We start from the raw sequence: 22,883 nt of genomic DNA on the forward strand, positions 1-22,883 counted from the left end.
GGTTATCGATGCCGAACGCCGTTGCTCACAATCTTTTGGTCCAGCACCGCATAGGGCTGGAGCGGTACGGCGTTGCCATCAACAAGAAAATTCTGTCGCGCCTGAATAAGGTCGAGGCCGATATCGTCGCCAAGATCGGCACGATGTCAGCGCTCGATGCCACCACGGCCGGGCCTTCCCCGTCGGTGCGCCGGCATCTTGAAGACCTATTGGCCCAAATTCAGGCCACGACAGTTGAGGCGATGGCCGTCATCAACTCGACGATCGAGACTGATCTCGGCGACCTCGCGGTGCATGAAGTCGAATGGGCGGCCAGTACGTACAAGGCGACGCTTCCGTTTGCGACGAACTTCGTCATCCCCGCGCCGCAACTTCTGAAGGCGGTTGTCACGACGCGACCTCTTCAGGGTCGCTTGATCAAAGACTGGCTCGCCCAATATCCGGGCCAGATCAGGCAAAAGGTTAACGATGCCGTGATGACCGGCATCATGGAAGGCGAGGGCATTCCGGAGATCGTCCGCCGCATTCGCGGAACCCGCGCCCTCAACTACGGCGACGGCATCTTGCGCGGCACGAAGCGCGGGGTCGAGGCGTTGACGCGGACAGCGGTCAATCACGTTTCGAACGCGGCGCACAAGACTTTCCTCGACGACAATGCGGACGTGTTCGATCGCTACCAATGGGTGTCAGTCCTAGACGCGCGCACCACTCCGGTTTGCGTGGCAAGGTCGGGTCGGGTCTACGCCAACTCGCCGGGTTCGGCGAACCCTATCCCGCCGGCCCATATCAACTGCCGGTCGACCATCGCGCCGATCGTCATCGGCCAAGAGGTCGAGCCGGTGAACGATTACGCGAAATGGCTTGCCGGCCAGCCGCCGGAAGTGCAGACGGACGTTCTTGGCCCGGCTCGCCGTAAGCTCTGGATCGACGGCAAGATCAGGCTCGATAAGTTCGTGACCGATCAAGGTCGCCCTCTCACGCTTGAGCAACTGAAGACTAACGACGCGGCGGCCTGGAAGCGCGCCTTCGGAACGAAAGCGCCCTATCAGGCCGCCAACGATCCCGGCAAGCCGCGAGGCCAGACGCCGCCGACTCCGGTGCAGACTACGCCCAAGGTCCGCAAGCCGCCAGCGCCGTCGAGGACGCCAACGGAGATCGTCGAAAGCCCCGCGATGCGGAACGCACGCCTCGACGCGGAGGCGAAGGCTTATGTCGTCGAGCAAGGCAAGGCGACCAACACCGAACACCTGGTTATGTTCGACTCCGACAGCGGCTACCAGTTTGCCCGCCAGACGACAGGCCAGAAGTCTTTTGTCGGCTTTTCCGAAGAGCAAATGGCGGCCGTGGCCGACCCGAAGCGGCGCATCATCGCTCACCACAACCATCCGAGCTCTAATTCGTTCTCGCCGCAAGACATTAAGATGCTTCAGCACCACAAGGGCTTCGAAGGGATATGGGCGCACGGTCACAACGGCTCCAGCTTCTATGCGGAGCGAGGCCCGAACGCATCGACGTTCAACAGCGCTCGATCCCTCGACCAGGCCGAAGCGGACGCACGCAAGCAAATCTTCGACAGGCTCTACGCTGCCGGCAAGATGACGGCGGCCGATATCAATACCGTATATTGGCATGGTATGATGCTTGTCATGCAGAAGCGCGGCTTTGTCGCCTACCACTACGAACTGGCGGGGCCGGCGGCCGAAGTCTGGAGCAAATACAGTAAGGAGATCATGGATCATGTTGAACGCATTCGTTGACCCGCCAACCCCGTTTGCACCGCTGGAGGAATGGATAGCCTTCCGCGCCGAAATGGCGAAGATCAAGCCGCGCACCGCCGACGTTGAAAAGTTCATTCGCGATGCCGACGAAACGATCAAGCGCCTGAAGAAAGACGCCGCCGCCTAGCCGCGCGCAAAGCGCATTTGTGAATTTGCAAATCGCGAAAAGTCCGGTTGAATTCGGGCGGAGTGCGGCGTATCTACCTGGCATCGAAGCGGCGAGAAATCACGCTTTGGTCGTTTCTGTGGTAGGAAACGTGGGCAGGCTTTCGGGTCTGCCCATTTCCTTTTCTGGAGAGGGCCGCATTGTCGGAAAACCCAAGACGCCTAAGAGTTATCGAAGGTGGAGCCTCAAGCGACAAGCCCAAGGCGAAGGTCATCCGACGCGGCTCCAAAGACATTTCCATTGAAAAGTTCGAATGCGTGCCTTGCTCGGCGAGCCTCGGCCATCCCTACGGAACCTTGATCGAGGCGCGCATCGGCGGTCACGTGATCGACGGCGAGCTTGTGGGCGGCGCGATGTTTTGGTGCTGCCGGCGATGCGAGCGCCCTCATTTCCACATAAAAGATTGTCGCCTGACAAAATAACTTGTTGACGGACCCTTCCGGTTCGTTTATGGGTTTAATGCAAGGGACAAAATCCGTTCACAAAGGCTCGGCCGCGAAAGCGACCGGGCCTTTTTCGTTTTGGGATGGCGTGACGCCTTCCTGATCGACCCGACCGGGTTTTGCTGAAGCGCGCGGCGGGATGCCAAGCGATTTCCCGAGAGGCGGGACGCCTCGCAACCCCGGAAAAAAATCATGCCACTGAAAGCAATTATCGACGACGTTTCGGCTGTGGCCGAAGCGGTTCGCCCCTTCTACGCCAAAATCGAAGGCGACGACGCCGGAGACTTGGCCGGCAAGTTCCGCCTGGACATCGAAGCCGCTCACGGCTTCAGCCTCGACGCTGTCGACCCGCTGAAGACCGCACTGTCGGCCGAACGTGAAACCAAGCGCGGCCTTGAACAGCGCCTGAAGGACTTCGAAGGCTTGGATGCCAAGAAGGCCAAGGAAGCGCTCGCCAAGATCGCCAAGATCGGCAATCTCGATCCGGCTGTCGAGGCCGATCGCATTGCTGGCGAGAAGGTTGAGGCAATCAAGTCTCAACTGATCGCGGAAGTCGACGCCGACAAAAAGAAGTGGACCGACCGCGAAACCTCACTCACCGGCGAGCTTCGCCGCGTGCTGGTCGATAACGCCGCCTTGACTGCGCTCTCCGCGCACAAGGGCAACCCGGAACTGCTTCAGCGTGTCGTGACCGACCGTCTTCGCCTGACTGAAAAGGATGGCAAGTTCGGTGTCGAGGTCATCGACGCGAACGGCAATCCCCGCATCAAAAACGCCAAGGGCGACATGATGTCGGTGGAAGACCTTGTGGTCGAAATGCGCGCCGACAAGCGCTTCGCCGTTGCCTTCGAAAGCAACGCGAAGGGTGGCGGCGGAACCCCTCCGGAGAACAACGGCGGCGGTGGCGGGGCGGCGGGCAAATACTCGCGCGCTGAATGGAACAAAAAGATTGGCGAGGCCGACGAGGCCACCAAGCGAAAACTGACCACGGAATACATGGCGGGCCAAATCGAAATCGTCGGGTAACTCCGGCGATTTTTGCATTGAGGGCCGCCGTGGCGAAACTCTGAAAAGGAATGGAAATGGCAAACGATCTTCAGAAACTCATGGATGACCTGATCCTCCCGGCGGCCCTCCCGGTGCTGCGCGAGGCTTGCGTCATGCCGGCCCTCGTCGCGTCCGATTACTCCGCCGAAGCCGCCACGCAAAACGAAACCATTCAGGTTCCGTTGCCGCAGGATTTGGGCGAGGCCGACGACTTCGACCCGAACACCGGCACCACGAAGACCGATCTCGGCTCCGGCCTGGTCGAAATCCGCCTTGACCAGTGGAAGTACAAGGCGTTCGGCATGACCGATCGCGAAATGCGCGAAAGCCTGACCGGCGGCATCCTGCCCTCGGCGGCCGAAGGCGCTGTCAAGACGCTGGCGAACTCCGTCAACCGCACCATCTTCGGCCTGTACAAGGCAATCCCATCTTTCGTCGGTGTTGCTGGCACTACTCCGGCGAACGAAGATGCACTGCTCGACGATCGCGAGGCGTTGAACCTCCAGCTTGCGCCGAACAGCGAGCGCCGGGCCGTCTTTGACAGCAAGGCGGAAAAGAACTTCCTGAAGGGCATGAAGGACGCCGCGAAGACCGGCTCCACCAATGCGCTCCGCGAAGCCTCGCTCGGCCGCATCTATGGCTTCGACAACTATTCGGACCAGATGGTCCCGAAGCACACCCCCGGCACCGCTGTCGATAGCTCGCTGGCCGTCAACGGCGCTGCCGCTGCCGGTGCGACTTCGATGGCTATCGACGGCGCTGCTGGCGCCGCGACCCTGGTTGTCGGTGACGTGTTCACCGTGGCCGGTGTCGAGGGCCAGTATGTCGTGGTCGAAGACGTTGCCGCTGCCGCTGGCGCTTTTGCGCAGGTCAAGTTCCTGCCGAAGCTGAAGGGCAACGCCGCCGACAGCGCGGCCGTGACCTTCGAAGGCACCGTCGGCACGCCCTACACCGTGAACCTGTCGTTCCAGAAGAACGCATTCATGTGGGCGGCCCGCACGCTGTCGGACGAAGCGAGCGAAAGCTCTACGATCTCGGTCGCGACGGACCCGGTAACGGGTATCCCGCTGCGTCTGGAAACGTGGCGCGATCCGGGCAAGTCGAGCCGCATCTGGCGCTTCGACATTCTGTTCGGCGCGAAGACCATTCGCGAAGCGCTGGCCGTTCGCCATCACGGCTAATCAACCCATGAACAGACGGGCGGGGGAAACCTCGCCCGTCCTTTTTTTGCTACCCGGAGAGAAGCAAAATGAAACTGATCGAAATGACCAACGGCGAGGCGACCATCCACGTCGAGCCTGGCTCCAAAGGCCATGAGAAGGCAATCGGCAACGGCTTCGAAGCCAAGTCGCCGAAGGCCAAGCCGGCGGCCGAACCGAAGACCGGAGAGCCGAAGGCGTTCGCGGAAATGAGCGTCGCCGAACTGAAGGCTGTCGCGGCCGAATTCAACGTCGACCTCGGCGAGGCCACCAAAAAGGCCGACATCGTCGCGGTTCTGGAAGCCAAAGCCGACGAAGCGCTCGGCAAGACGGCCTAAAATCAGGCCATGACAACAATCGTTTATCGTGACGGCGTCATGGCCGCCGATAGCCGCGCCTATGCGGGCGACAAGCATCCGATCGGCACGAAGTCCAAGCTTCGTCGCCTGTCGGATGGGTCGCTTCTCGGCGTGTCGGCCAGCATCCCCGGTCTTCCGGAGAGCTTCCGCCGCGCTGTCGAGAAGACCGGCGTCGAGGCGGACCTTGAGGCGGAATTCGACTGCAAGGCGCTCTTGGTCAAGCCGGACGGAACCGTCTGGTTTTACAACAATGGCCCCGGCTTCACCGGCCCGTTGAAGGGCGAATTCTTCTCGACCGGCTCCGGCGAGCAATACGCCTACGCCGCGATGGTGATGGGCGCGGACGCGGTTCGCGCGGTCGAAGTTGCCATCGAATGCGATGCTTGGACGAAGGCAGAAATCTGCCGGCTGACCTTGCTCGACTGACTTAACGCGGGATGGGGCAGTCTGGTAGCCCGCCGGTTTCATGCACCGGAGCGCGCGGGTTCAAATCCCGCTCCCGCAACCAATTCAAGGTGATGCCATGGCTTACGCGACGAAGGAAGACATCACCAAGCTTTATGGCGCAGACGAACTTTTGCGCGTCGCTGAAGATGAAGCGAACCCCGGCCAGCTTGACGAAGCCGGCGTGACCGCTGGCCTCGCAAATGCTTCGGCTGAAATCGACAGCTATATCGGCGTCAAGTATCCCCTGCCGGTGTCGGTTGTGACGCCGACACTGGAGCGCCTTTGCGTCGACATCACGCTCTACCGGCTCGCCCTGAAGGCGGGGCCCCGCACCGATGAACATCGGACGCGCTACGAGGACGCGGTGTCGCTCTTGACGAAGATCGCGAAGGGCCTCGCGACGATCGGCGTCCCTGCCGATCAGGAAGAGCAAACCGATCCCGACTTCGCGGCCGGCTTCTATACGTGGGAGCGTGGCTAGTGGCTGAAGTCGTCATCACTTTCGACAAGTCGGACGTTGACAAGGTCTTCGCGGCGCTGGCGAAAGCTTCCTTCAGGAACCGCTTGCTCCGCGCCGTGGGCGGCATGGCGGAGCGCCAGACGAAACGCCGCTTCGGCGAGAAGGTTTCGCCCGACGGAGTGCCTTGGGCACCCTGGTCGGCCTCTTATGCTGGCGGCAAGTCGCAAAAGGGTCGCGGCATCCTTGTTCGAACTGGCCGCCTCATGGGTTCGATCGCGAACTTCGTGGCCGGCGACGCTGTCACGGTCGGCTCTGGCGTCGCCTACGGCCGCTACCACCAATTCGGCACCAAGAAAATGGTTGCCCGCCCCTGGCTTGGCGCGTCCGCCGCGAACCTCACGGAGATCGAGGGAACGCTCGTGAAATTCATTAAGGCGGTAGTCGGATGAGCAACCTTGTCAAGTTCTGGAATGCTGTCGTCGCGGAGATCGACGCGCGCATTGATGCGCTGAAGGAAGTCCGCGCTTACGCCAATGAATTCGACGAAGGCGACAAGGGGCGACTTAGCATCAAGACGCCTGGCGCGCTGGTCGCTGTCACCGGCAACGGCGTCACGCAAAAGCTGTCTGACGGCCGCCTTAAGCTTCATGTTGCGGTCGCGGTCGCCGTCATCTGCGAAGATCGCGGGAAGACGGTCGACACGACGGCGGCCTCGATCGCCGAAGCTGTGGTCGGCATCATCCACGAGAACCGCTTCAGGGTAGACGGCGTGGCGACTGCCAGGTCGGACCCGGATGGGATTTCGATCATCAACTACAACTCCGACAAGACGCTTGGCCGTGGCCTTTCCGTTTGGGGCGTCGGTTGGGAGCAAGCCATCATCGTCGGCACCGCGACCTCCGTCGAGCCGCCGCTCCCCGATGTTCCAAACGGCGGATATCAGCCGGCCGATGCGACGAGGCCCGAATGACGGAACTTTCCGACATCATCATCGGCCTCGCAAACCGCATAAAGGATCTGGAAAGGCGCGATCGAGCTTCGAAACGCACCGGGAAGGTTGTCGAGGTCGATGCGGCTAAGGGTCTCGCTCGGATCGAGCTACTGGCAAAGGGTTCAAACGGCAAGCCGTTCCTGTCGCCCTGGGTTCCTTGGGCGGAGCAAGCCGCCGGTCTTGCCAAGACGCATTTCCCGCCCTCCGTCGGCCAGCAAGTCACGATCTCCAGTGAGACGGGCGACCTTGCCGATGGCGTGATTGAGCAATCGATCCCGTCCAACCAAAACCCTCGGCCATCCAAGGCCGGGGATGAATTCGTTCTGATCGACAATGGCGGCGTGCGCGTCGCGGTGTCGGGCGGCGAACTGAAAATCACATGCTCCAATTTCAAGGTTGGGGCGACGCAAACCACGCTTGACAGCAAGCTTCAGGTGAACGGCGAGAGCCTTCGGCACAATGCCAAGGAAGTCGGCGACACACACCTTCACGGCGGCGTCGAGCCGGGCGGGTCCGATACGGACGTGCCGGTCTAATCAAGGGAGCATCCTATGCCGAAATACACTGTCAATCACGACGGGTTCATCGACAACGTCTACCGCAAGGAAGGCGAGACGGTCACTTATCATGAGCGCGCCGCCCGGTATCTGGTCGCGCCCTACGGCGACAACCTCACGCTCTTCGTCGAGCCTACGGTCGCGGCGGACGCCAAGCCGGCCAAGGCCCGCCGCAAAGAGGCGGCCGATGAGTAGTCTTGGCGTCGATCGCCAGACGGGCGGCATCCTGACGGGATGGGAACACGTCAAGCAGTCGATCGAGGTCATCCTCACGACGCCGATCGGTTCGCGCGTCATGCGTCGCGACTTCGGCTCGCGGCTCATGTCTCTGATCGACGCCCCGATGAACGATCGCGTTGTGCTGGCCGCTTACTCGGCGGTCGCGGACGCCCTCGCCAAATGGGAACCGCGCTACCGGCTCGAAACCGTCAACATCGACGCCGCCGGGGCGAGTGGAGCGATCACGTTCTTGCTCTCCGGAACCTACTATCCGCGCGGCCATCTTGGCGACTTTTCCGACGGCTCCGCGCGGCTTGCTGAAATCACATTCTAAGGCGGGTCCGCTATGGTCACTGAAGCCGAAATTGCATTGCTTGGTCGCCCCGCGATCATCGAAGAAATCAGCTACGAGGCAATCCTCGCTGATCTCATGACCGATGCGAACGCGCGCTTCACTGCCGCCGGCATCGCCTATGACGTGGGCGGCCTCGAAACGGACCCGGTCAAGATCGTTCTGGAGGCCGCCGCTTATCGCGAGGTCTTCCTCCGCGCTCGCATCAATGATGCGGCCAAGGCGAACCTTGTCGCGTTCGCGGGCGGGACCGATCTCGACCATCTGGCCGCGTTCTATGACGTTGTCCGTCTGACTGGCGAAAGCGACGATGCTTTGCGCAAGCGCGTGATCATCGCGATTGCCGGCCGCTCGCCTGCCGGCCCTTCCGACTGGTATCGAACCGCCGCGCTTCGGTCGAGCGTTCGGGTGCGCGACGTATCGGTTTATCGCGTGGGGACCGGCCCCGACCTCCGCATCGCTGTTCTGGCGACCGACAACTTCGGCGAACCGGATGCGGCCTTGCTCGCGGCCGTGGACGGCGAGGTCCAGAAAGACAGCGTGCGCGTGATCTCTGATCGCGTGACTGTCGTCTCGGCGACCAGCGCGACGGTCGACGTAACGGCTGACATCTGGCTTCTGCCGGGTGCGCCGATGACGGTCTTCGACAATCTGGAGGCCACGCTCCGCGCCGCGCTGGCGGCGGAGGGCGGCCTTGGCTTCAACGTGACCCGCTCTTGGCTGATCGCCAAGCTTCATCAACCGGGCGTCGAAAAGGTTTCCCTCCTGTCGCCTGTCGCCGACGTAGTGGTCGACGACAATTCGGCGGTCAAGGTCGGGACCGTGGCGCTCACCTTCAAGGGGCGCGATCGGTAATGGTGCAACACCTTCTCCCGGCGAACGCTTCGCCATTCGAAACCGCCGTCTCGGAAACGCTCGATCGCTTCCCTGTGCTGGCTCCAGGCGCGGCGGAATTGCATTCGTTCAAGCTGGAGACGGTTCAACCCTCGATCCTGCCTTGGCTTGTCGTCGAGTATGGCCTCGGCACGATCTCGCAATATCTGCCCGATCTCGCCTCGACCATCGAATACGGCTTGCGCTGGCAAAGGGTGAAGGGGACGCCGCAAGGCATCGCCGAAAGCCTGACTTGGGTCGGCTACGCTTTCGACACGCTCTACGAGGCTCCAGTGCGGCGCACGCGCTGGCATCTTTACGAACTGGAGCTGGACCGCTTTCGCGACAACGAAATCGACCTCGGCACGATCGAGGCGGTTGTGCGGCTGTCGGACCCGGTTCGCTCGGAATTCTACCGGGCCTGGCGCGGCTACAACGTGCGCGAAACCGACTGGAGCTATTCGTCCTGGGGGAATGCGATTTGGGGCGATAACTCCGGCGTCTTCCTTCATGAAGGCGGCGTCAAGTGGTCCTTCGGTCGGACCTTTGACGCGGGCAATCACGAATTCACCGAAGCGGAGCTAACCGCTCTAGGCGCGTGGGTCGCGCCGGTGGAAGAGGGCTCGATTATTTGGGGTCCATTCCCTTGGACCACGCCGGGCCTGAAATGGGTTTCGGATGGTGCAGCGTCGCGGGCGCAAGTCATTGCGACGGCCCTCATGACGAAGTCATGCTGGATAGGCATCTATCGCCAAGACGGGACGCCGATCGGCTTCCGCAAGGCGCGGGTCTATCGCCCCGTCGATTTTTCCTTCGACGGCTACTATGAGGCCGGCGGCCAAACCTACATCGCCGCCAGCACGGCCGGCGCGAATATCTATGCCGAAGCCATGACCGACTTCGGCGAGGGCGATGGCGAGGTCGCGTATTCTTGGAGCATCACGCTCGGCGGCTCGCCTGTCGGTACGCATCCCGCCGGCATCCAATGGCTTGAAGGCGCAGGCATCACCGGAGGCGCGATCGTCGGCGGCTTCGCTATCGATCCGTCCACCTTCGGCAAAACATCACGCGAACGCTTTCGCACCCTCTTGAAGATCGTTTGAGGCAATCATGGCTTATGAGCATAAATCGAACCTGACCGGCGCTTACGATCGTTCGGTTGCTTTCCCGCTTTGGGATAGCGTCCTGACCCGCGAGGGCCACGTAGGGCAGGCGGCGGAGCTTGTCGAGGCTCAATCCATCCTCCAGCGCAAGCTTCGTTCCGTGGGCGACCTTGTGGCCCGCGATGGCGACCGCATCGAAGGCGGCGACATCATCATTGATGCGGACGCGGGTAGCGTCACGCTCACGGCCGGCCGTTTGTATGTCAACGGCCGCGTCCTTCCTGCCCCGGCCGCCGTGCTGGCTTCGGTCCCGATGACTGGAGCCGTTCATATCGGCGTGCGAGTGTCTGAAACCTACGTCACGGAATTGGAAGAGCCGGCTTTGCTCGGCCTCATGCCCGGCACGGTTTCGGAAGGCGAGAAGGGCGCGGCTCGCGTCGTGATGGCGCTTTCTTGGGGTTTCTCTGGCGATGGTGTGGAGGGCGATCTCTACGCCGTCTATCTCATGAAGGATGGCGTCGCTATCGACCAGACGCCTCCGCCGAACCTGTCCGGCATCAATGCGCAGCTTCAAGTCTATGACTTCGATGCAAACGGCAACTACATCGTGACCGGTTGCGTCGTCTCGCCCCTCGGCAAGGACGGCACGGACCAAGTCTTCTCGATCTCTGAAGGCGTCGCCAACATCAAGGGCGCGAAGCGCACGCGCTATGCCGCCCTCCGCCATCGCGAACTGGAAACTTTCGATCTCTTCCGCATCCCGGTCGAGGTCCATACCTTCGGCGCGAACCCGACGATCGTCGCGCTCAACCACGGCCCCATTGCCACTATCCGGCAAGTGATGGTCGAGAAGGAAGTCACCGACACGATCACGCGCGGCGGCACTCCGAACGGTACGGACGCGCTGTCGAATACCGGCGTCACATCCATCCTGGAGGTCAAGCAAGGCGCGACGACTTACGTCGCAACCACAAGCTACCTGAAGTCCGGCGACCTTGTGTCTTGGTCCCCCGGCGGCGCGGAGCCGGCAACCGGGTCGAGCTATACGGTAAAATACCGCTACCTCGGCATCGTCGCGGCGACCGACATCACCGCAACCTCGATCACGGTTGCGGGCGGCGTCAATGGCGGCCAAATCCAAGTCGACTATGACTTCAAGCTTCCGCGTGTCGACGTGATCGGCTTGGACAGCGACGGCCTGTCGGTTTACCTGAAGGGCGTTTCCAGCCGCACCAACCCATTGCCGCCGAAAGTCCCGGCGGACGTGCTTCCCTTGGGTCTGATCGAGAACGTCTGGACCGGAGCCCCCAATGTGACAAACATCGGCGTGCGGGCCTACACGATGGACAAGATCGACCGCATGTACAACAGCCTTGTGGGCGCGCTCGACCTGATCGCGCTCGAAAGGCTCCAGCGGGACATTGACAGCCGGGAACCTATCGCGAAAAACGGCGTCTTCGTCGACCCGTTCACGTCCGATCGCTACCGCGACGATGGGGAGCCGCAGACAGCGGCGGTGTTCGGCGGCCTCTTGCGGCTTGCCATCGCGCCGACGTTCCACTCTGCGAACCTCCCCGGCGTCACGCTGTTGAACTGGACGGAAGAGGTTGCGATCGAGCAACCGCTCGCCACGTCCTGCATGAAGATCAATCCGTATCAGAACTTCACGCCGATGCCGGCGTCGATGTCGATCAATCCGCCGGTCGACTATTGGACGGAGAGCGCAACCCAATGGGCGTCGGATAGCGCGGCGGCCCTGTCGTCTCCGGTTGTGGTGACGACGGCAAGCTCGACTTCCGGTCGCACCACGACCACGACCACGACCACGAAAAAGGAAACGGTCACAAGCACGACCACGGAAGAAACACTCACCTATCTCCGGCAAATCCCGCTCGAATTCTCGATCAAGGGCTTCTTTGCCGGCGAGACGCTTCTGTCTCTCCACTTCGACGGGATCGACGTGACGCCGGCTGGCGTTTCGGCCGATGCCGACGGCGAGATCGTGGGAACCTTCAATATTCCGGCCAACGTGCCGGCCGGTTCGAAGGGCTTGGTCGCCATCGGCGCGGGCGGCTCCAATGCGGCGGCGATCTTTGTCGGGCAAGGGACGATCGACATCGAGACGCTTCGCCGGGTCATAACAACCACGGTGCAGGAAACGTCTGTCACGGCTCCGCGCGAAACGCCGCCGCCCATCCTTGTCGAGGTTCCCGGCCAGCCTCCCGTTTGGGTTCCTCGGCCCAGCGACAGAGGCGGCAACGGCGGAAGCCGATCCGACCCGCTTGCGCAGACGTTCACTCTGATCGAGGGCCGGCACATTGCCGGCGTCAATCTGAAGGTCTGCCTGATCGGCGACCCGGACAAGCCTATCGTGGTCGAACTGGTCGAAGTGGCGAACGGCATTCCGACCGTCAACGTGATCGCGCAAGCGTTCTACAACATGAACGCGGCGGTTATCGGACAGTGGACCGAAATCCGGTTCCCTTATCCGATCTGGCTGGCGGGCGGCGTCGAGTATGCCTTCGTTGTCAAAACCAACGATGCAAACCACTCGATCTCTACGGCCAAGATCGGCGACTTCGACATCGAGACGCAAACGCCGGTGGCGGCTCAACCGTACTCCGTCGGCGTGATGCTGTCGTCGTCGAACGCCGTGACTTGGACGGCTCACCAATCGGAAGACGTGTGCTTCCAATTGATTGCAGCCAAGTTCGCCCCGACGACGAAGACGGTCACGATTGGGACGATCGCGGTCACGAACATGAGCGATCTCTTGCTTCGGGCGGAGGTCGAGTTGCCGACGGCGGCGGCTTCGATGCATTTCGAAGTCGAACTCGACGACGGCTCGATCACCTTGCTCAATCCGGGGCAGGCTTGGGAATTGCAGGCCTTCTATACCGGCAACGTCCAGCTTCGCGCGGTGCTGACAGGCTCCGCCAGGGTTTCGCCGGTTGTGTTCCCGGTCATCATCGCGATCGAGGGGCAGTTGCAGACGACGGGAACCTATGTGAGCCGCGCGTTCGACATGGGGACCGGCATCGACATTCTGTCCTATCTGAAGACCAAAATCCCGACCGGGGCGACCATCGCAATGGATGTCGACCCGGCCAACGACGTTTGGACAGCGGTTCCTCAAACGGTGCAGACGCCGCTTCAGGAAGCCGGATGGGTTGAACGGAAATACAGCGTGACGGGCTTCAACGCGAACCCTGTCGGGCGCATCCGGATTACCCTGACGGGAACCCCGGCGGCGCGACCGATGGCATACGATTTCCGCGCGATCTCGACGCCGTAAACACACAAAAACTGACCTGAATTCGCGCTGGCGGAAACGCCGGCGCGATCTCTTTTGGCCGCGAGGATCACATGACCGTAACCAACACGACTTCCAACCGGGGCTATCAGCTTCCCGACGAAGGCAACCAACTTGCCGACGACGTGCTTCGCCTGATCTCGGCGCTTTCCGCGATCGACGTTGATGTCGCGGCCATTCTCGTATCGATCGCCAACCGGGCGCTATTGGTGCATCAACACGTCATTTCCGACACAGCCGGCCTTCAGGCCGCGCTCGACAGCAAGCAAGACGAAAGCGAGAAGGGCAACGCCAACGGGTACGCGGCCCTTGACGCGACCGGCAAGGTTCCTGCCGGGCAACTGCCTTCCGCGCTGTTCGGGGCCATGTCCTACCAGGGGACGTGGAATGCCAACACCAATACGCCGACCATCCCGGCGGCCTCTTCCGCGAATAAGGGGCAGTATTACAAGGTAGCCACGGCTGGCGCGACCAACGTTAGCGGCGTCACCGATTGGCAAATCGGCGACTGGATTGTCTCTAACGGCGCGTCTTGGGACAAGATCGACAACACCGATCAAGTCGTCAGCGTCGCCGGCCTTCAGGGGGTTATTTCGGCCGCCGCGCTGAAGACCGCGCTTGCGATCACCCTCGCCGACATTCCCGGTACTACCCGGCTCGGAACGGTCTGTCAGACCATCACCGACTGGAATGCGGCCATCGATAACGGCTGGTATATGGGCAGCAATGTCGCCAACGCACCGGATACCGGCTGGTGGTTCGGGCAGACAATCCAGCATAACAACATTTGGCACCAACAGGATATTTTCGCGTTCACCTCCATGACGGCGGCGGACAGCAAGCACTACCGCCGCTATCAAACGAACAGTGCGTGGACCGGGTGGTTCCGGGTCTTGGACAACATCGCCGAACTGGACGCCCGCTATCTCGGCATTGGCGGCACCGCCGCAAGGGCCACTGCCGCCAACACCTTGCTGCAAAGCGGCACCGGCTCCGCTATGACCTTCAATTGGTCAGGACAGGGCGGCCAGCCGTCTTGGGTGTGGGGCGGCGAAGACGGCGCAAATATGTACGTCTACAACCCGGCCAATTTCAACGTGTACTCCGTTGGCGGCTGGACGCAAGCTACCATTTCCGCCCAGATCGAAACTCGCGGTCAAGCGTGGGCACAGTGGGGGATCACGTCGGGGAATGCTGCGCAACCGCTTGGTGGACTCGGCACGTACGCCTGGCTGTGCAGCGCCGCGAACAACACTACTTTCACTTTTGGAAGCAACTACGCCGGATCAAACTTGAGGTACGCGGGCGATACTTCTCAACCAGCCATGTCGCCATCGGGGACAGCCCCCGCAGGGACATGGAAGGCGATGGGGTATGCCGCGTCCGGTAGCAGCACTCTGGCGGCAACACTTTTCTTGAGGGTGGCATGATGAACTACCAAAACCCACGTTACAACGCGTTAGGCACAATCGATTGCGAGATCGAACATCCGGTACTTGGCTGGATACCAACGACGCTATCGCCGGAAGACGACGCCACTGCTGCGCTTTACGGCTCTGTCCTAAGCGGGGGCAACATTTCGAACTATATCGAGCCGCCGGCAGAGCGCGCAATGATCGCCAAATCAACGGTGATGCAACGCATCATCGACGCCGGGAAGATGGGAAGCGCGTTTGCTGCTCTGACGGCCAACCCAATCTATTTCGCCCGCTGGTTCGCCCCTGACCATCCCGCCGTGTTCAGTGACGACCCCGACGCCGTAGCGTTTGTAGTCGCCTTGGATTTGGACCCGGCGACCATCCTCGCTCCAGCATGATCGGCCTTGAATTTCATCGCGGGCCGCTCAATTAGATGGCATGATAAGAAAGCCAGAATGCAGGTAATGATCAGCGAAATCATGCCGATTGCAATCGGCGACAGGCCATTGCCCGTCACCTGCACAACCGTCTGCTGTACTGGGAAGGCGTAGATATAGAGACCATACGAAATGTCGCCGAACCGGCCAAAGCGGTTGATGACAGGCCAAGATTTTAGGCCACATGCCAGCAGGGCGAGCGGCCCCGCCATGAATAGTCCTGCGTACTGATATCCCGTCAGCCAAAGGACAAGAGCCACAAGCAACAGAACCGCCAAGACAAAGGACACGCGAGACTGCCATAGATCGCGAAACAAATAAGCGCATGTTCCCGCGCCAAAAAAGACGCCGAACTCTTTGACGAATTTGTGGTCCGTCTCAACGTGTTGGAAGAAAAAGATGTAGGCCGCCAGGGCGAGGATTGCTGCAAGGCATACCCATCGCCACCGTAGCAAAGTCGCCAATCCAGCAATGAGCAGAAGGGCGTACATACGGGCTTCAATCGGAAGCGTCCAAAGCGACCCGTTTACCGCTCGGGGAAATGGATTGTTCTCAAAAACGCCCGGAAGATGGAACTGCTCCACGAAAACCAGTTGCGTGAAGTACTTCCATGTCTCGGAGTTCGCGAAATACTCGCCGGCCGGCAGAGTGCTGACGGCCGGCCCCAATACCAATGCCGACAGGATCGTGACCACTATCCATGCCGGCCAAATGCGCAGGAAACGGCGGGCGGCAAACCGAAAGGCGTGAGGGTCGCGATCCCAACTTGAGGCGACCAGATACCCGCTGATCACAAAGAATATCAGCACACCAAGGCCGCCCAAGCTTTGGAAGGATACCGGCGAAGGTTCCGGCTGCCCTGTAAGGGCGAACGTGTGGCTTACCAAGACAAGCAGCGCCGCCACAACTCGTAAAAAGTCGAAGTTGTTTGCGCCGTGAGTGAGCGGTGGTTGCGTCAAAATCTTACCCTAACATCAGCGGAATTTGGGCTTAGGTGTAACAAATTAGGTTGTCAATACAGCGGTCGTATGGTAGGGCTTAATGCAGTCCCCAAAAGACCGCCAAATCAGCCTTTCCGCCGCCATTTCTGGCGGCTTTTTTCGTTCTGGAGATACATCAAATGGCAGACCTCGCTTTTCACCACGGCACCCGCGTCTTCGAAAGCGGGGAGACGCCGATCCTTATCCGCACCAATCAGACCCGCGTCATCCTGCTTGTCGGGACCGCGCCGGATGCGGACGAAGCCCTATTCCCCGTCAACATGCCGGTTCTCATTCCCGGCCTGCCGACCATGGCCGACCAGTTGGGCGACACTGGCACGCTCCCCGACGCCCTGGACGCCATCTTCAAGCAGGATGGTCCCTACATCCTCGTCGTGCGCGTCGAGGAAGGCGTCGACGCTCCGGCGACCCTCGCCAATATTATCGGCGACCGAACCGCCATGACCGGCGTTTGGGCTGGCATGAAGGCGGAGCCGATGCTCGGCATCGCCCCGGTTAACGTCGTGGTCGCGGGCTATTCCGGCTCCGTCATCACCAATGGCGTGACCAGCGTTGCAGTCGACACGCCCGGCACTGGCTACACCGCCGCGACTGTCGCCTTTGCGGCGGCTCCTGCTGGCGGCGTGACCGCTCTCGGCGAAGCCGTGATCGTGGCTGGCGCTATCACCGCGATCAAGGTCACGCGGCCCGGCAAGGGCTACACGGCAGTCCCGGCTGTCACCATCACCGGCGACGGCGCGAATGCGGCGGCCACGGCGACGACTGGCAACGCCATTGATCCGATCACGGCCGAACTGACTGGCCTTGTCGACCAGTTGAAGGCAATCGCCTACATCGACGGCCCGAACACGACCGACGCCGACGCCGTGGCCTTCAGGGGCCAGGTCAATTCGCAGCGTATCTATATCGCGGACCCGAAAGTTCTGGTCTACGACAAGGTCGCGGCGGCCAACGTGTCGAAGCCCTTCGCGCCGTTCCTTGTCGGCGTCCGGACCCGTACCGATCGCGACTTCGGCTTTTGGTGGTCGGTTTCGAACAAGCCGGTTTTCGGCATCGTCGGCATGGCTCGCCCGATCGCCTACGGCGCGCAGGCGAACTATCTCAATGAGCGTGCCGTGAACACGGTCATCAACGTGAACGGCGAAGGCCTTCGCACCTGGGGCAACCGCGTTGCCACCGGCGACGATCTTTGGAAGTTCGAAGCGGTTCGCCGCACGGCCGACGTGATCAACCGGGCGCTAGCCGATGCCTACCTCGAATTCGTCGACAAGCCGTTTTCGAAGGCGAACCTGAAGTTCATGCTGGAGAGCGGTAACACCTTCCTCCGGTCGATGAAGAATGAGGGCGCTATCCTCGGCGGCCGTTGCTTCATCCGCGCCGACGACAATCCGGCCGCCAATCTGGCTTCGGGAAGCCCGACGATCTCCGTCGAGTTCGAGCCGCCAGCGCCGATGGAAGACATTCGGATCAAGACCTACCGGAACATCGCCTATTACGACCTCCTGCTGGAGCAGGTTCTGAAGGAAGTGAACAACGGCAGCTTGACCACGGCCTAATTCTAGGCCGCATCAATCAACCTCAATCGGGACGCCTTCGGGCGTCCTCTTTTTTTGAACTGGAGCAATCACAATGCCGAGCGAACTTCCCCGCTATATCCTCCGTAACTGCACGGTCTTCGCCGACAGGGTGAACAAGATCGGGCAGGCCTCGGAAATCACTATCCCCGTTCCGGCCCGCGTCACCGGCGAAGTGCGCAACGCCGGCATGATCAAGCCGCGCAAGGTCGGCCTCGGCTTCGAAGGCCTGGAAATGTCCTTCAAGATGACCGCCTTCGACCCGCAGACCATCAAGCTCTTCGCCCTCAATGGCGAGAAGGACTTCATGGTCACTGGCGCGTTGGTCGACGAAGATGACACGACCCATTCGGCGATCGTCTTCATGCGCGGCACGCTGACCAAGCCCGACGCGGGCGCTTGGAAGCCGGGCGACCTCTCTTCGACCGATTACACGGTCGACGTGAACTACTGCAAAATCGAAGTCGACGGCGAGACGCTGATCGAGATCGACGACTTCGAAGTCATCGTCGGCGGCAAATCGCAGACGGGCGCGATCCGCGCCGCTCTGTTGAGCTAAGGGAGTAACGCCGCGTGGAAACGAAAACCTACACCTTGCAGCATCCGGTTCCCCTGCCTTCAAAGCCAGGGGAGCCGGCCGGTTCGCAACTCGCCTCGATCACGTTCCGCCGCCCGAAGGCGAAGGACTTGATCGCGATCGAGAAGGCCGCCAAGCACGGCCTTAGCGCCGCCAACGTCGCGATCATCGCGGCCCTTGGCGACATTTCGGTCGAAGTCGCTGGCGAACTCGACGCCGTCGACTATGAGGCGGCTTCGGAGTTTGCCGCCGATTTTTTTCCCAAGCTGACGCCGCCACAACCGACGGGTGGCGCTTCAAAGTAGCGGTTGTTTGCAGGGCGTTCAACACGTCGCTCCCGGCCGCTTTGGACATGACGCTATCCGACATCGACGAATGGTTTCGGATAGCCGAACAGATGACAGGCGGCTGACATGGCGGCTTTGGACGTTAAAATGATCCTCTCGCTTGTCGATAAGGCAAGCGGCCCGGCTAAGGGCATCATGGCCCGCCTCTTCGGCGGCAATGGCAAGCGCGGCAACGTCATGGACGGGGCCGGAATGTCCGCGACCGCTGCGAATGGCGCTATGGCGATGCTCAATCGCACCATGGCGACCTTCGCCGCCGGTGCGGCCGGCTACGTCGGCTTCAAGTCGATGATCGGCGGGGCAGTCGCGTTCGAAGACGCGATGGCCGACGTTTCCAAAAAAGTGAGCATGACCCCGCCGCAACTCGACAAGCTGACGGAACGGATCAAGCAGCTAGCCCGCGAGACGCCGCTCGCGGCGACAGAGATCGCGGGCCTTGTGGCGCAGGCCGGCACGTTCGGCATTGCTAACGAAGATTTGGAGCGCTTCGCCCTTCTCGGGTCGAAAGTCGCCATCGCCTTCGACATGACGGGCGAACACGCGGCCGACAGTCTGGCGCATATCAAGGCTTCGCTGAAGCTGAATATGGACCAATTGACCGACTACGCCGACGCGATCAATTACGTCGCCGACAACACGGCCGCGAGCGAAGAGCAGCTAGTCGATTTCGTGCTTCGCACTGGACCGGGGGCAATGGCCGCCGGCTTGAAGCCGAAAGACCTCCTGGCGATCGGCTCGGCAATGACCGAAGTTGGCCTCGAAAGCGGGCGCGCCGGCACGGCGGTAAACGCCATGCTCACGAAGATGACCGACCTTGGCAAGAAAAAGGGCGCTGGCAAAGTTCTCGACCAGCTTGGCGGCAAGGGCTACTCGAAAAAGCTCCAGAAAGAGTTTTTCGAGAACCCCACGCAAGCCCTGGTCAAGCTTTTGAGGCTCACGGACAAAATGTCCCGGCCTGATCGCGCCACCTTCATGAAAGACCTCTTCGGCCTCGAAACGCAAGACGAGGTCGCCGCGCTGGCGGGCAACGTCGACCGCGTGGTCGACACGCTGGAGAAGCTTGGCGATACGGCCAAATATGCCGGTTCCGTCAACAAGGTTTTTGAGAGCTTCAAGAACACGACGAAAAACCAGTGGGCGCAATTCACCAACAACGTCGAGCTTGCGGCGTCGGCGATGGGAGCGAAGCTCCTGCCGGCGATCAATGGGAGCCTGCACTATCTAAACCAGTTCTTCGCTACGGCGGACGGCCGCGTTTCGATCCTAGACAGGCTTTCGGCCTCGGCCGACGGGTTCTTCAACGGCCTCGGCTATAAGGGCGGCGCGGCTGAAGCGCTGTCGGGCGTAGCCGCGAACCTGAAGACGATCCGCGACCTGATCTTCGGCGTCGAGGGCGACGGCATGTCAGGCAACAAGCTTGGCGAATTGTTCCATCAATGGCAGCAATTCGGGGCGAGCCTGCACGACAGCCCGATTGCTACCATCCTCGACAGCATCGCGCACGCCGACATTGGCAGCTTGGGCAGCTCCCTGCTGGTCGGCGCGGCCGGTATGACCGCGCTCAATGTCGCGGCGCGTGTCGCGCTGTTGCCGATCAAGGCCATCCTGTCGGCGCTCGGCGGCATCGTGAAGATCGCTTATACGCTGTCGGGCCTTCGCACCGCCAAATGGCTTGCCGGCTTCACCGGCGGCGCGCTTGGCCTTGGCCTCTTGGGTCTTGGTGCGGGCGCGGCGGCGATTTCCAAGTATGGGCCGGGCGTCAAGCCTAAGCCGATCGAGCCGGGAACGCCTGGCGATTGGCTGAAGCGCATGACCGGCTTCGACCCGAACGAAACGCGGGAGCAACGGCTCCAGCGCCTCACCGGGCCGAAGCATTTCGGCGAGCATGAGCGGGACGATCTTTCGAGCTTGCCCGACGACATGGATCGGTGGCGGAGCCTTCAGCGGTTCAACAACCCGCCTCCGCAGTTCACGCCGAAGAACGACTTTGCGGTGATGCTGGAAAGCATGGACGCGGCGAAGTCGAAGGCGGCCGAAACGGGAGCTTCCATGCAGTCGTCGCTTAGTGTGACGGCGGCCCCGACGATCGACACCTCGTCGATCGATGCAGCCCTAGCCAAGGCTCGCCAGCTTGTTTCCGTGTTGGCGCAAGCCGGCGCGGCGGCGGCCGGCGCGAATGCCAACGTCGGCGGCAAGGTGACAACCGCGCTCCGGCAAAACCTCGCCGACGGAGGCCAGTGATGTCCGGACCCGTAACAATGTCGCTCGGCCCCTATGCGTTTGAAGCGCTCGGCTTCGGTTATACCGATGTCGGGCGCAATCTCGACGTGCCATGGGTCGACATTCCAGTCGCGTCCGGCTTCAACCCGCTCCAGTTCACCGGGCCGAAGTCTGACAGCGTTACGATCAAGGGCGTTCTCTTCCCGATCGCCCTTGGCGGGGCGGCCGGGCTGGAGGGTATCCGCAAAGCCGGCATCGCCGGCAAGCCTTTGATGCTGGTTTCGCTCGGCGGCAAAATCTTCGGCAACTACGTCGTCGAGGGCGTCAAGGAAGATAGGACTTATCACGATCGCCGGGGTACGCCGGGCCAGAACAGTTACGAGATCAGCCTGAAATACTATCCCGGCACGGTCGGCGGCGGCTTCTCGATCACGCTCGGCGGCGTCCTGAATTTGTTGGGGTCCTGACATGGCAACCTACACATGCATTGATGGCGATATGGTCGACGCGATTTGCGCCGGCTATTACGGCGAGGAAAGCGGCTACACCGAAATGGTGCTGGAGGCGAACCCCGGCCTTGCCGATCTAGGCCCGGTCCTGGCCGCCGGGACCGTCGTCAAGCTCCCCACGATCTCGGCGGCCGATGCCGGCGAGGCAAACGACATCGTCCGGCTTTGGGATTAGACCATGACGCCTTTGATCGAGATCACAGTCGACGGCAAGCCCGTCTCCGGCCTCTTCATGTCGCGGCTCATTTCCGTGACCGTGAGCGACAAGGAAGGAACGCGGTCGGATACGATCTCGCTGAAGCTCGACGACAGCAACCCATTCGCTGAAATCCCCCGCCGTGGGGCGAAGATTTCGGTCGCCATGGGATACGTCGAGAGCGGCGCGCAATCGCTCGGCGATTTCGTCGTTGACGAAGTCGATCTCGAATGCCTGCCCTACGCATTGTCGATCACCGGCAAGGCGGCCGACATGCGCGAGACGCTGAAGGAACACAAGAACCGGCATTGGGATGACAAGACGGTGAAGGACATCGTCGGCGAGATCGCGGGCGATCATGGCCTGTCTCCGGCCGTGGCAGACGACGTGGGCGCGCATTCCTACAAATGGTTTGGACAGGTCGACGAAAGCGATATGAGCGTTCTAGACCGTCTGGCGACCCGGCACGACGGCCTCTTCACGGTCAAGCAAGGCCGACTCATCTTCGCCAAAAAGGGCGCGGGCAAATCGGCGAGCGGCAAAGCCGTCGGCGACTTCGTCTTGACGCCGGACAAGATCGTCCAGGGGACGTGCAAAATCTCGATCTCGGATCGAGGCAGCTTCGGCAAAGTCGTCGGCTACTATCAGGACAAAGACGACGCGGAGCGCAAAGAGGTCGAGGTCGAGAGCGACGTGTCGGACAGCCCGGCCGTCTACCGGCTCCGCGAGGCGTTCTCGTCGGAAGAGGAAGCAAAGAAAGCCGCCAAGTCCAAGTCGAACAATCTAAGCCGGGGAGGCATCACTACGGCCGTTACGGCGATCGGCGACAATTCCATCCGGGCCGGCGGCGTCTACAGCTATAGCGGCGTTCGGCCGGGCGTGGATGGCATCCCTTGGATCATCGAGACGGCGGAGCATAGCTTCAGCAAGACCGACGGTTACAAGACGGCCATTCAGGGCAAGGTCAAATCGGGAGAAAGCGAGAAGTCGGCGAAGTCGGCCAACAAGACCAACGGCACCGAACGGGCGGCCAAGGAAAAGGCGGACGCGGCGGCGGCTGGAGCTTCAGGTTCCAAAGGCTCCGGCGCTCCGGCGGACGTTGGCGGCAACGTGATCAGCGGCGACGGGCCGGAATAAGATAGCAAGCGTCTCTCCGGCGCTTGCTAAGAGGGCGGCGGCTTGATCTCTTAGTGAGGTCGCCGCCGCCCCATTTTTTTGCGCTGTGGACATCGTTTTTTGCGAATTTGCAAATCAGCGATGTTCTCATAGTGTTCACGGTGATAGGCAACCTCCTGTC

Annotated in this window: 25 protein-coding genes and 1 tRNA gene; 25 read left to right on the plus strand and 1 reads right to left on the minus strand. The window is 61.4% G+C overall.

Features of this window, described 5'->3' with window-relative positions; all coding sequences use genetic code 11:
- Positions 1–8 precede the first annotated feature (8 nt).
- The 18 genes from O7B34_RS13485 (at position 9) to O7B34_RS13570 (ending at position 14,737) form a co-directional block, all read left to right on the plus strand.
- Positions 9–1,757 carry a minor capsid protein gene (locus O7B34_RS13485; RefSeq protein ID WP_337146506.1) on the plus strand — a complete coding sequence of 583 codons (1,749 nt, stop codon included), beginning with the start codon at positions 9–11 and terminating at the stop codon, positions 1,755–1,757.
- The gene (locus tag O7B34_RS13490; RefSeq protein WP_337146507.1) at positions 1,738–1,905 is read left to right on the plus strand and encodes a hypothetical protein; all 168 of its coding nucleotides are present in this window, start codon (positions 1,738–1,740) and stop codon (positions 1,903–1,905) included. Before O7B34_RS13485 ends, O7B34_RS13490 begins: the two co-directional genes overlap by 20 nt.
- Positions 1,906–2,084: 179 nt before the next feature.
- A complete protein-coding gene (locus tag O7B34_RS13495; protein WP_337146508.1) occupies positions 2,085–2,366 on the plus strand; it encodes a hypothetical protein in 282 nt (93 codons plus the stop codon).
- A 213-nt stretch (positions 2,367–2,579) separates the two neighbouring features.
- A complete protein-coding gene (locus tag O7B34_RS13500; RefSeq protein ID WP_337146509.1) occupies positions 2,580–3,413 on the plus strand; it encodes a hypothetical protein in 834 nt (277 codons plus the stop codon).
- A 56-nt stretch (positions 3,414–3,469) separates the two neighbouring features.
- A complete protein-coding gene (locus O7B34_RS13505; protein WP_337146510.1) occupies positions 3,470–4,615 on the plus strand; it encodes a hypothetical protein in 1,146 nt (381 codons plus the stop codon).
- Between the two features lie 68 nt (positions 4,616–4,683).
- Positions 4,684–4,971, plus strand: a complete 288-nt coding sequence (locus O7B34_RS13510; protein ID WP_337146511.1) for a hypothetical protein — start codon at positions 4,684–4,686, stop codon at positions 4,969–4,971.
- 9 nt (positions 4,972–4,980) lie between these two features.
- The gene (locus tag O7B34_RS13515) at positions 4,981–5,418 is read left to right on the plus strand and encodes a peptidase S14 (protein ID WP_337146512.1); all 438 of its coding nucleotides are present in this window, start codon (positions 4,981–4,983) and stop codon (positions 5,416–5,418) included.
- A gap of 5 nt (positions 5,419–5,423) precedes the next feature.
- Positions 5,424–5,500: transfer RNA gene (locus tag O7B34_RS13520), tRNA-Met, on the plus strand.
- 15 nt (positions 5,501–5,515) lie between these two features.
- Entirely contained in the window at positions 5,516–5,920 is a 405-nt protein-coding gene (locus tag O7B34_RS13525; RefSeq protein WP_337146513.1) for a gp436 family protein, read from the plus strand.
- Positions 5,920–6,348: a phage virion morphogenesis protein gene (locus O7B34_RS13530; protein ID WP_337146514.1), complete on the plus strand. Its 429-nt coding sequence runs from the start codon at positions 5,920–5,922 to the stop codon at positions 6,346–6,348. The genes O7B34_RS13525 and O7B34_RS13530 overlap by 1 nt, the downstream gene beginning before the upstream one ends.
- Positions 6,345–6,869, plus strand: coding sequence for a hypothetical protein (locus O7B34_RS13535; protein WP_337146515.1), 525 nt, complete (start codon positions 6,345–6,347; stop codon positions 6,867–6,869). Before O7B34_RS13530 ends, O7B34_RS13535 begins: the two co-directional genes overlap by 4 nt.
- Positions 6,866–7,426 carry a phage baseplate assembly protein V gene (locus tag O7B34_RS13540; protein WP_337146516.1) on the plus strand — a complete coding sequence of 187 codons (561 nt, stop codon included), beginning with the start codon at positions 6,866–6,868 and terminating at the stop codon, positions 7,424–7,426. The genes O7B34_RS13535 and O7B34_RS13540 overlap by 4 nt, the downstream gene beginning before the upstream one ends.
- A 15-nt stretch (positions 7,427–7,441) precedes the next feature.
- Positions 7,442–7,642, plus strand: a complete 201-nt coding sequence (locus tag O7B34_RS13545) for a hypothetical protein (protein ID WP_337146517.1) — start codon at positions 7,442–7,444, stop codon at positions 7,640–7,642.
- A complete protein-coding gene (locus O7B34_RS13550; RefSeq protein ID WP_337146518.1) occupies positions 7,635–8,000 on the plus strand; it encodes a GPW/gp25 family protein in 366 nt (121 codons plus the stop codon). The genes O7B34_RS13545 and O7B34_RS13550 overlap by 8 nt, the downstream gene beginning before the upstream one ends.
- A 12-nt stretch (positions 8,001–8,012) precedes the next feature.
- Positions 8,013–8,873, plus strand: coding sequence for a baseplate assembly protein (locus O7B34_RS13555; RefSeq protein WP_337146519.1), 861 nt, complete (start codon positions 8,013–8,015; stop codon positions 8,871–8,873).
- Positions 8,873–9,994: a phage tail protein gene (locus O7B34_RS13560; protein WP_337146787.1), complete on the plus strand. Its 1,122-nt coding sequence runs from the start codon at positions 8,873–8,875 to the stop codon at positions 9,992–9,994. Before O7B34_RS13555 ends, O7B34_RS13560 begins: the two co-directional genes overlap by 1 nt.
- A gap of 7 nt (positions 9,995–10,001) precedes the next feature.
- Complete coding sequence (locus O7B34_RS13565) at positions 10,002–13,289, plus strand: DUF4815 domain-containing protein (protein ID WP_337146520.1); 3,288 nt, start codon at positions 10,002–10,004, stop codon at positions 13,287–13,289.
- A gap of 71 nt (positions 13,290–13,360) precedes the next feature.
- Positions 13,361–14,737 carry a pyocin knob domain-containing protein gene (locus O7B34_RS13570; RefSeq protein ID WP_337146521.1) on the plus strand — a complete coding sequence of 459 codons (1,377 nt, stop codon included), beginning with the start codon at positions 13,361–13,363 and terminating at the stop codon, positions 14,735–14,737.
- A 268-nt stretch (positions 14,738–15,005) separates the two neighbouring features.
- On the opposite strand, the gene O7B34_RS13575 is transcribed toward O7B34_RS13570, so the two are convergent.
- Positions 15,006–16,121, minus strand: a complete 1,116-nt coding sequence (locus O7B34_RS13575) for an acyltransferase family protein (RefSeq protein ID WP_337146522.1) — start codon at positions 16,119–16,121, stop codon at positions 15,006–15,008.
- Between the two features lie 161 nt (positions 16,122–16,282).
- Between O7B34_RS13575 and O7B34_RS13580 the strand changes: the two genes are divergently transcribed.
- The 7 genes from O7B34_RS13580 to O7B34_RS13610 all read left to right on the plus strand — a co-directional run bounded on the left by O7B34_RS13580 (position 16,283) and on the right by O7B34_RS13610 (position 22,723).
- On the plus strand, positions 16,283–17,719 hold the full coding sequence (locus O7B34_RS13580; RefSeq protein ID WP_337146523.1) for a phage tail sheath subtilisin-like domain-containing protein: 1,437 nt from the start codon (positions 16,283–16,285) through the stop codon (positions 17,717–17,719).
- 73 nt (positions 17,720–17,792) lie between these two features.
- Entirely contained in the window at positions 17,793–18,296 is a 504-nt protein-coding gene (locus tag O7B34_RS13585; protein ID WP_337146524.1) for a phage major tail tube protein, read from the plus strand.
- A gap of 14 nt (positions 18,297–18,310) precedes the next feature.
- Positions 18,311–18,619, plus strand: coding sequence for a phage tail assembly protein (locus O7B34_RS13590; RefSeq protein ID WP_337146525.1), 309 nt, complete (start codon positions 18,311–18,313; stop codon positions 18,617–18,619).
- A 129-nt stretch (positions 18,620–18,748) separates the two neighbouring features.
- On the plus strand, positions 18,749–20,902 hold the full coding sequence (locus O7B34_RS13595; protein WP_337146526.1) for a phage tail tape measure protein: 2,154 nt from the start codon (positions 18,749–18,751) through the stop codon (positions 20,900–20,902).
- Complete coding sequence (locus O7B34_RS13600) at positions 20,902–21,348, plus strand: phage tail protein (protein ID WP_337146527.1); 447 nt, start codon at positions 20,902–20,904, stop codon at positions 21,346–21,348. Before O7B34_RS13595 ends, O7B34_RS13600 begins: the two co-directional genes overlap by 1 nt.
- A 1-nt stretch (position 21,349) precedes the next feature.
- The gene (locus O7B34_RS13605; RefSeq protein ID WP_337146528.1) at positions 21,350–21,565 is read left to right on the plus strand and encodes a tail protein X; all 216 of its coding nucleotides are present in this window, start codon (positions 21,350–21,352) and stop codon (positions 21,563–21,565) included.
- 3 nt (positions 21,566–21,568) lie between these two features.
- Complete coding sequence (locus tag O7B34_RS13610; RefSeq protein ID WP_337146529.1) at positions 21,569–22,723, plus strand: phage late control D family protein; 1,155 nt, start codon at positions 21,569–21,571, stop codon at positions 22,721–22,723.
- Positions 22,724–22,883: the final 160 nt, after the last annotated feature.

The organism is Mesorhizobium sp. Cs1299R1N3 (assembly GCF_037179625.1).
Classification (GTDB): domain Bacteria; phylum Pseudomonadota; class Alphaproteobacteria; order Rhizobiales; family Rhizobiaceae; genus Mesorhizobium; species Mesorhizobium salmacidum.

Coding starts and splice junctions, on each gene's coding strand:
- O7B34_RS13485 (WP_337146506.1), top strand. CDS start 9: ATGCCGAACGCCGTTGCTCACAATCTTTTGGTCCAGCACCGCATAGGG.
- O7B34_RS13490 (WP_337146507.1), top strand. CDS start 1,738: ATGTTGAACGCATTCGTTGACCCGCCAACCCCGTTTGCACCGCTGGAG.
- O7B34_RS13500 (WP_337146509.1), top strand. CDS start 2,580: ATGCCACTGAAAGCAATTATCGACGACGTTTCGGCTGTGGCCGAAGCG.
- O7B34_RS13505 (WP_337146510.1), top strand. CDS start 3,470: ATGGCAAACGATCTTCAGAAACTCATGGATGACCTGATCCTCCCGGCG.
- O7B34_RS13510 (WP_337146511.1), top strand. CDS start 4,684: ATGAAACTGATCGAAATGACCAACGGCGAGGCGACCATCCACGTCGAG.
- O7B34_RS13515 (WP_337146512.1), top strand. CDS start 4,981: ATGACAACAATCGTTTATCGTGACGGCGTCATGGCCGCCGATAGCCGC.
- O7B34_RS13525 (WP_337146513.1), top strand. CDS start 5,516: ATGGCTTACGCGACGAAGGAAGACATCACCAAGCTTTATGGCGCAGAC.
- O7B34_RS13535 (WP_337146515.1), top strand. CDS start 6,345: ATGAGCAACCTTGTCAAGTTCTGGAATGCTGTCGTCGCGGAGATCGAC.
- O7B34_RS13540 (WP_337146516.1), top strand. CDS start 6,866: ATGACGGAACTTTCCGACATCATCATCGGCCTCGCAAACCGCATAAAG.
- O7B34_RS13545 (WP_337146517.1), top strand. CDS start 7,442: ATGCCGAAATACACTGTCAATCACGACGGGTTCATCGACAACGTCTAC.
- O7B34_RS13550 (WP_337146518.1), top strand. CDS start 7,635: ATGAGTAGTCTTGGCGTCGATCGCCAGACGGGCGGCATCCTGACGGGA.
- O7B34_RS13555 (WP_337146519.1), top strand. CDS start 8,013: ATGGTCACTGAAGCCGAAATTGCATTGCTTGGTCGCCCCGCGATCATC.
- O7B34_RS13560 (WP_337146787.1), top strand. CDS start 8,873: ATGGTGCAACACCTTCTCCCGGCGAACGCTTCGCCATTCGAAACCGCC.
- O7B34_RS13565 (WP_337146520.1), top strand. CDS start 10,002: ATGGCTTATGAGCATAAATCGAACCTGACCGGCGCTTACGATCGTTCG.
- O7B34_RS13570 (WP_337146521.1), top strand. CDS start 13,361: ATGACCGTAACCAACACGACTTCCAACCGGGGCTATCAGCTTCCCGAC.
- O7B34_RS13580 (WP_337146523.1), top strand. CDS start 16,283: ATGGCAGACCTCGCTTTTCACCACGGCACCCGCGTCTTCGAAAGCGGG.
- O7B34_RS13585 (WP_337146524.1), top strand. CDS start 17,793: ATGCCGAGCGAACTTCCCCGCTATATCCTCCGTAACTGCACGGTCTTC.
- O7B34_RS13595 (WP_337146526.1), top strand. CDS start 18,749: ATGATCCTCTCGCTTGTCGATAAGGCAAGCGGCCCGGCTAAGGGCATC.
- O7B34_RS13600 (WP_337146527.1), top strand. CDS start 20,902: ATGTCCGGACCCGTAACAATGTCGCTCGGCCCCTATGCGTTTGAAGCG.
- O7B34_RS13605 (WP_337146528.1), top strand. CDS start 21,350: ATGGCAACCTACACATGCATTGATGGCGATATGGTCGACGCGATTTGC.
- O7B34_RS13610 (WP_337146529.1), top strand. CDS start 21,569: ATGACGCCTTTGATCGAGATCACAGTCGACGGCAAGCCCGTCTCCGGC.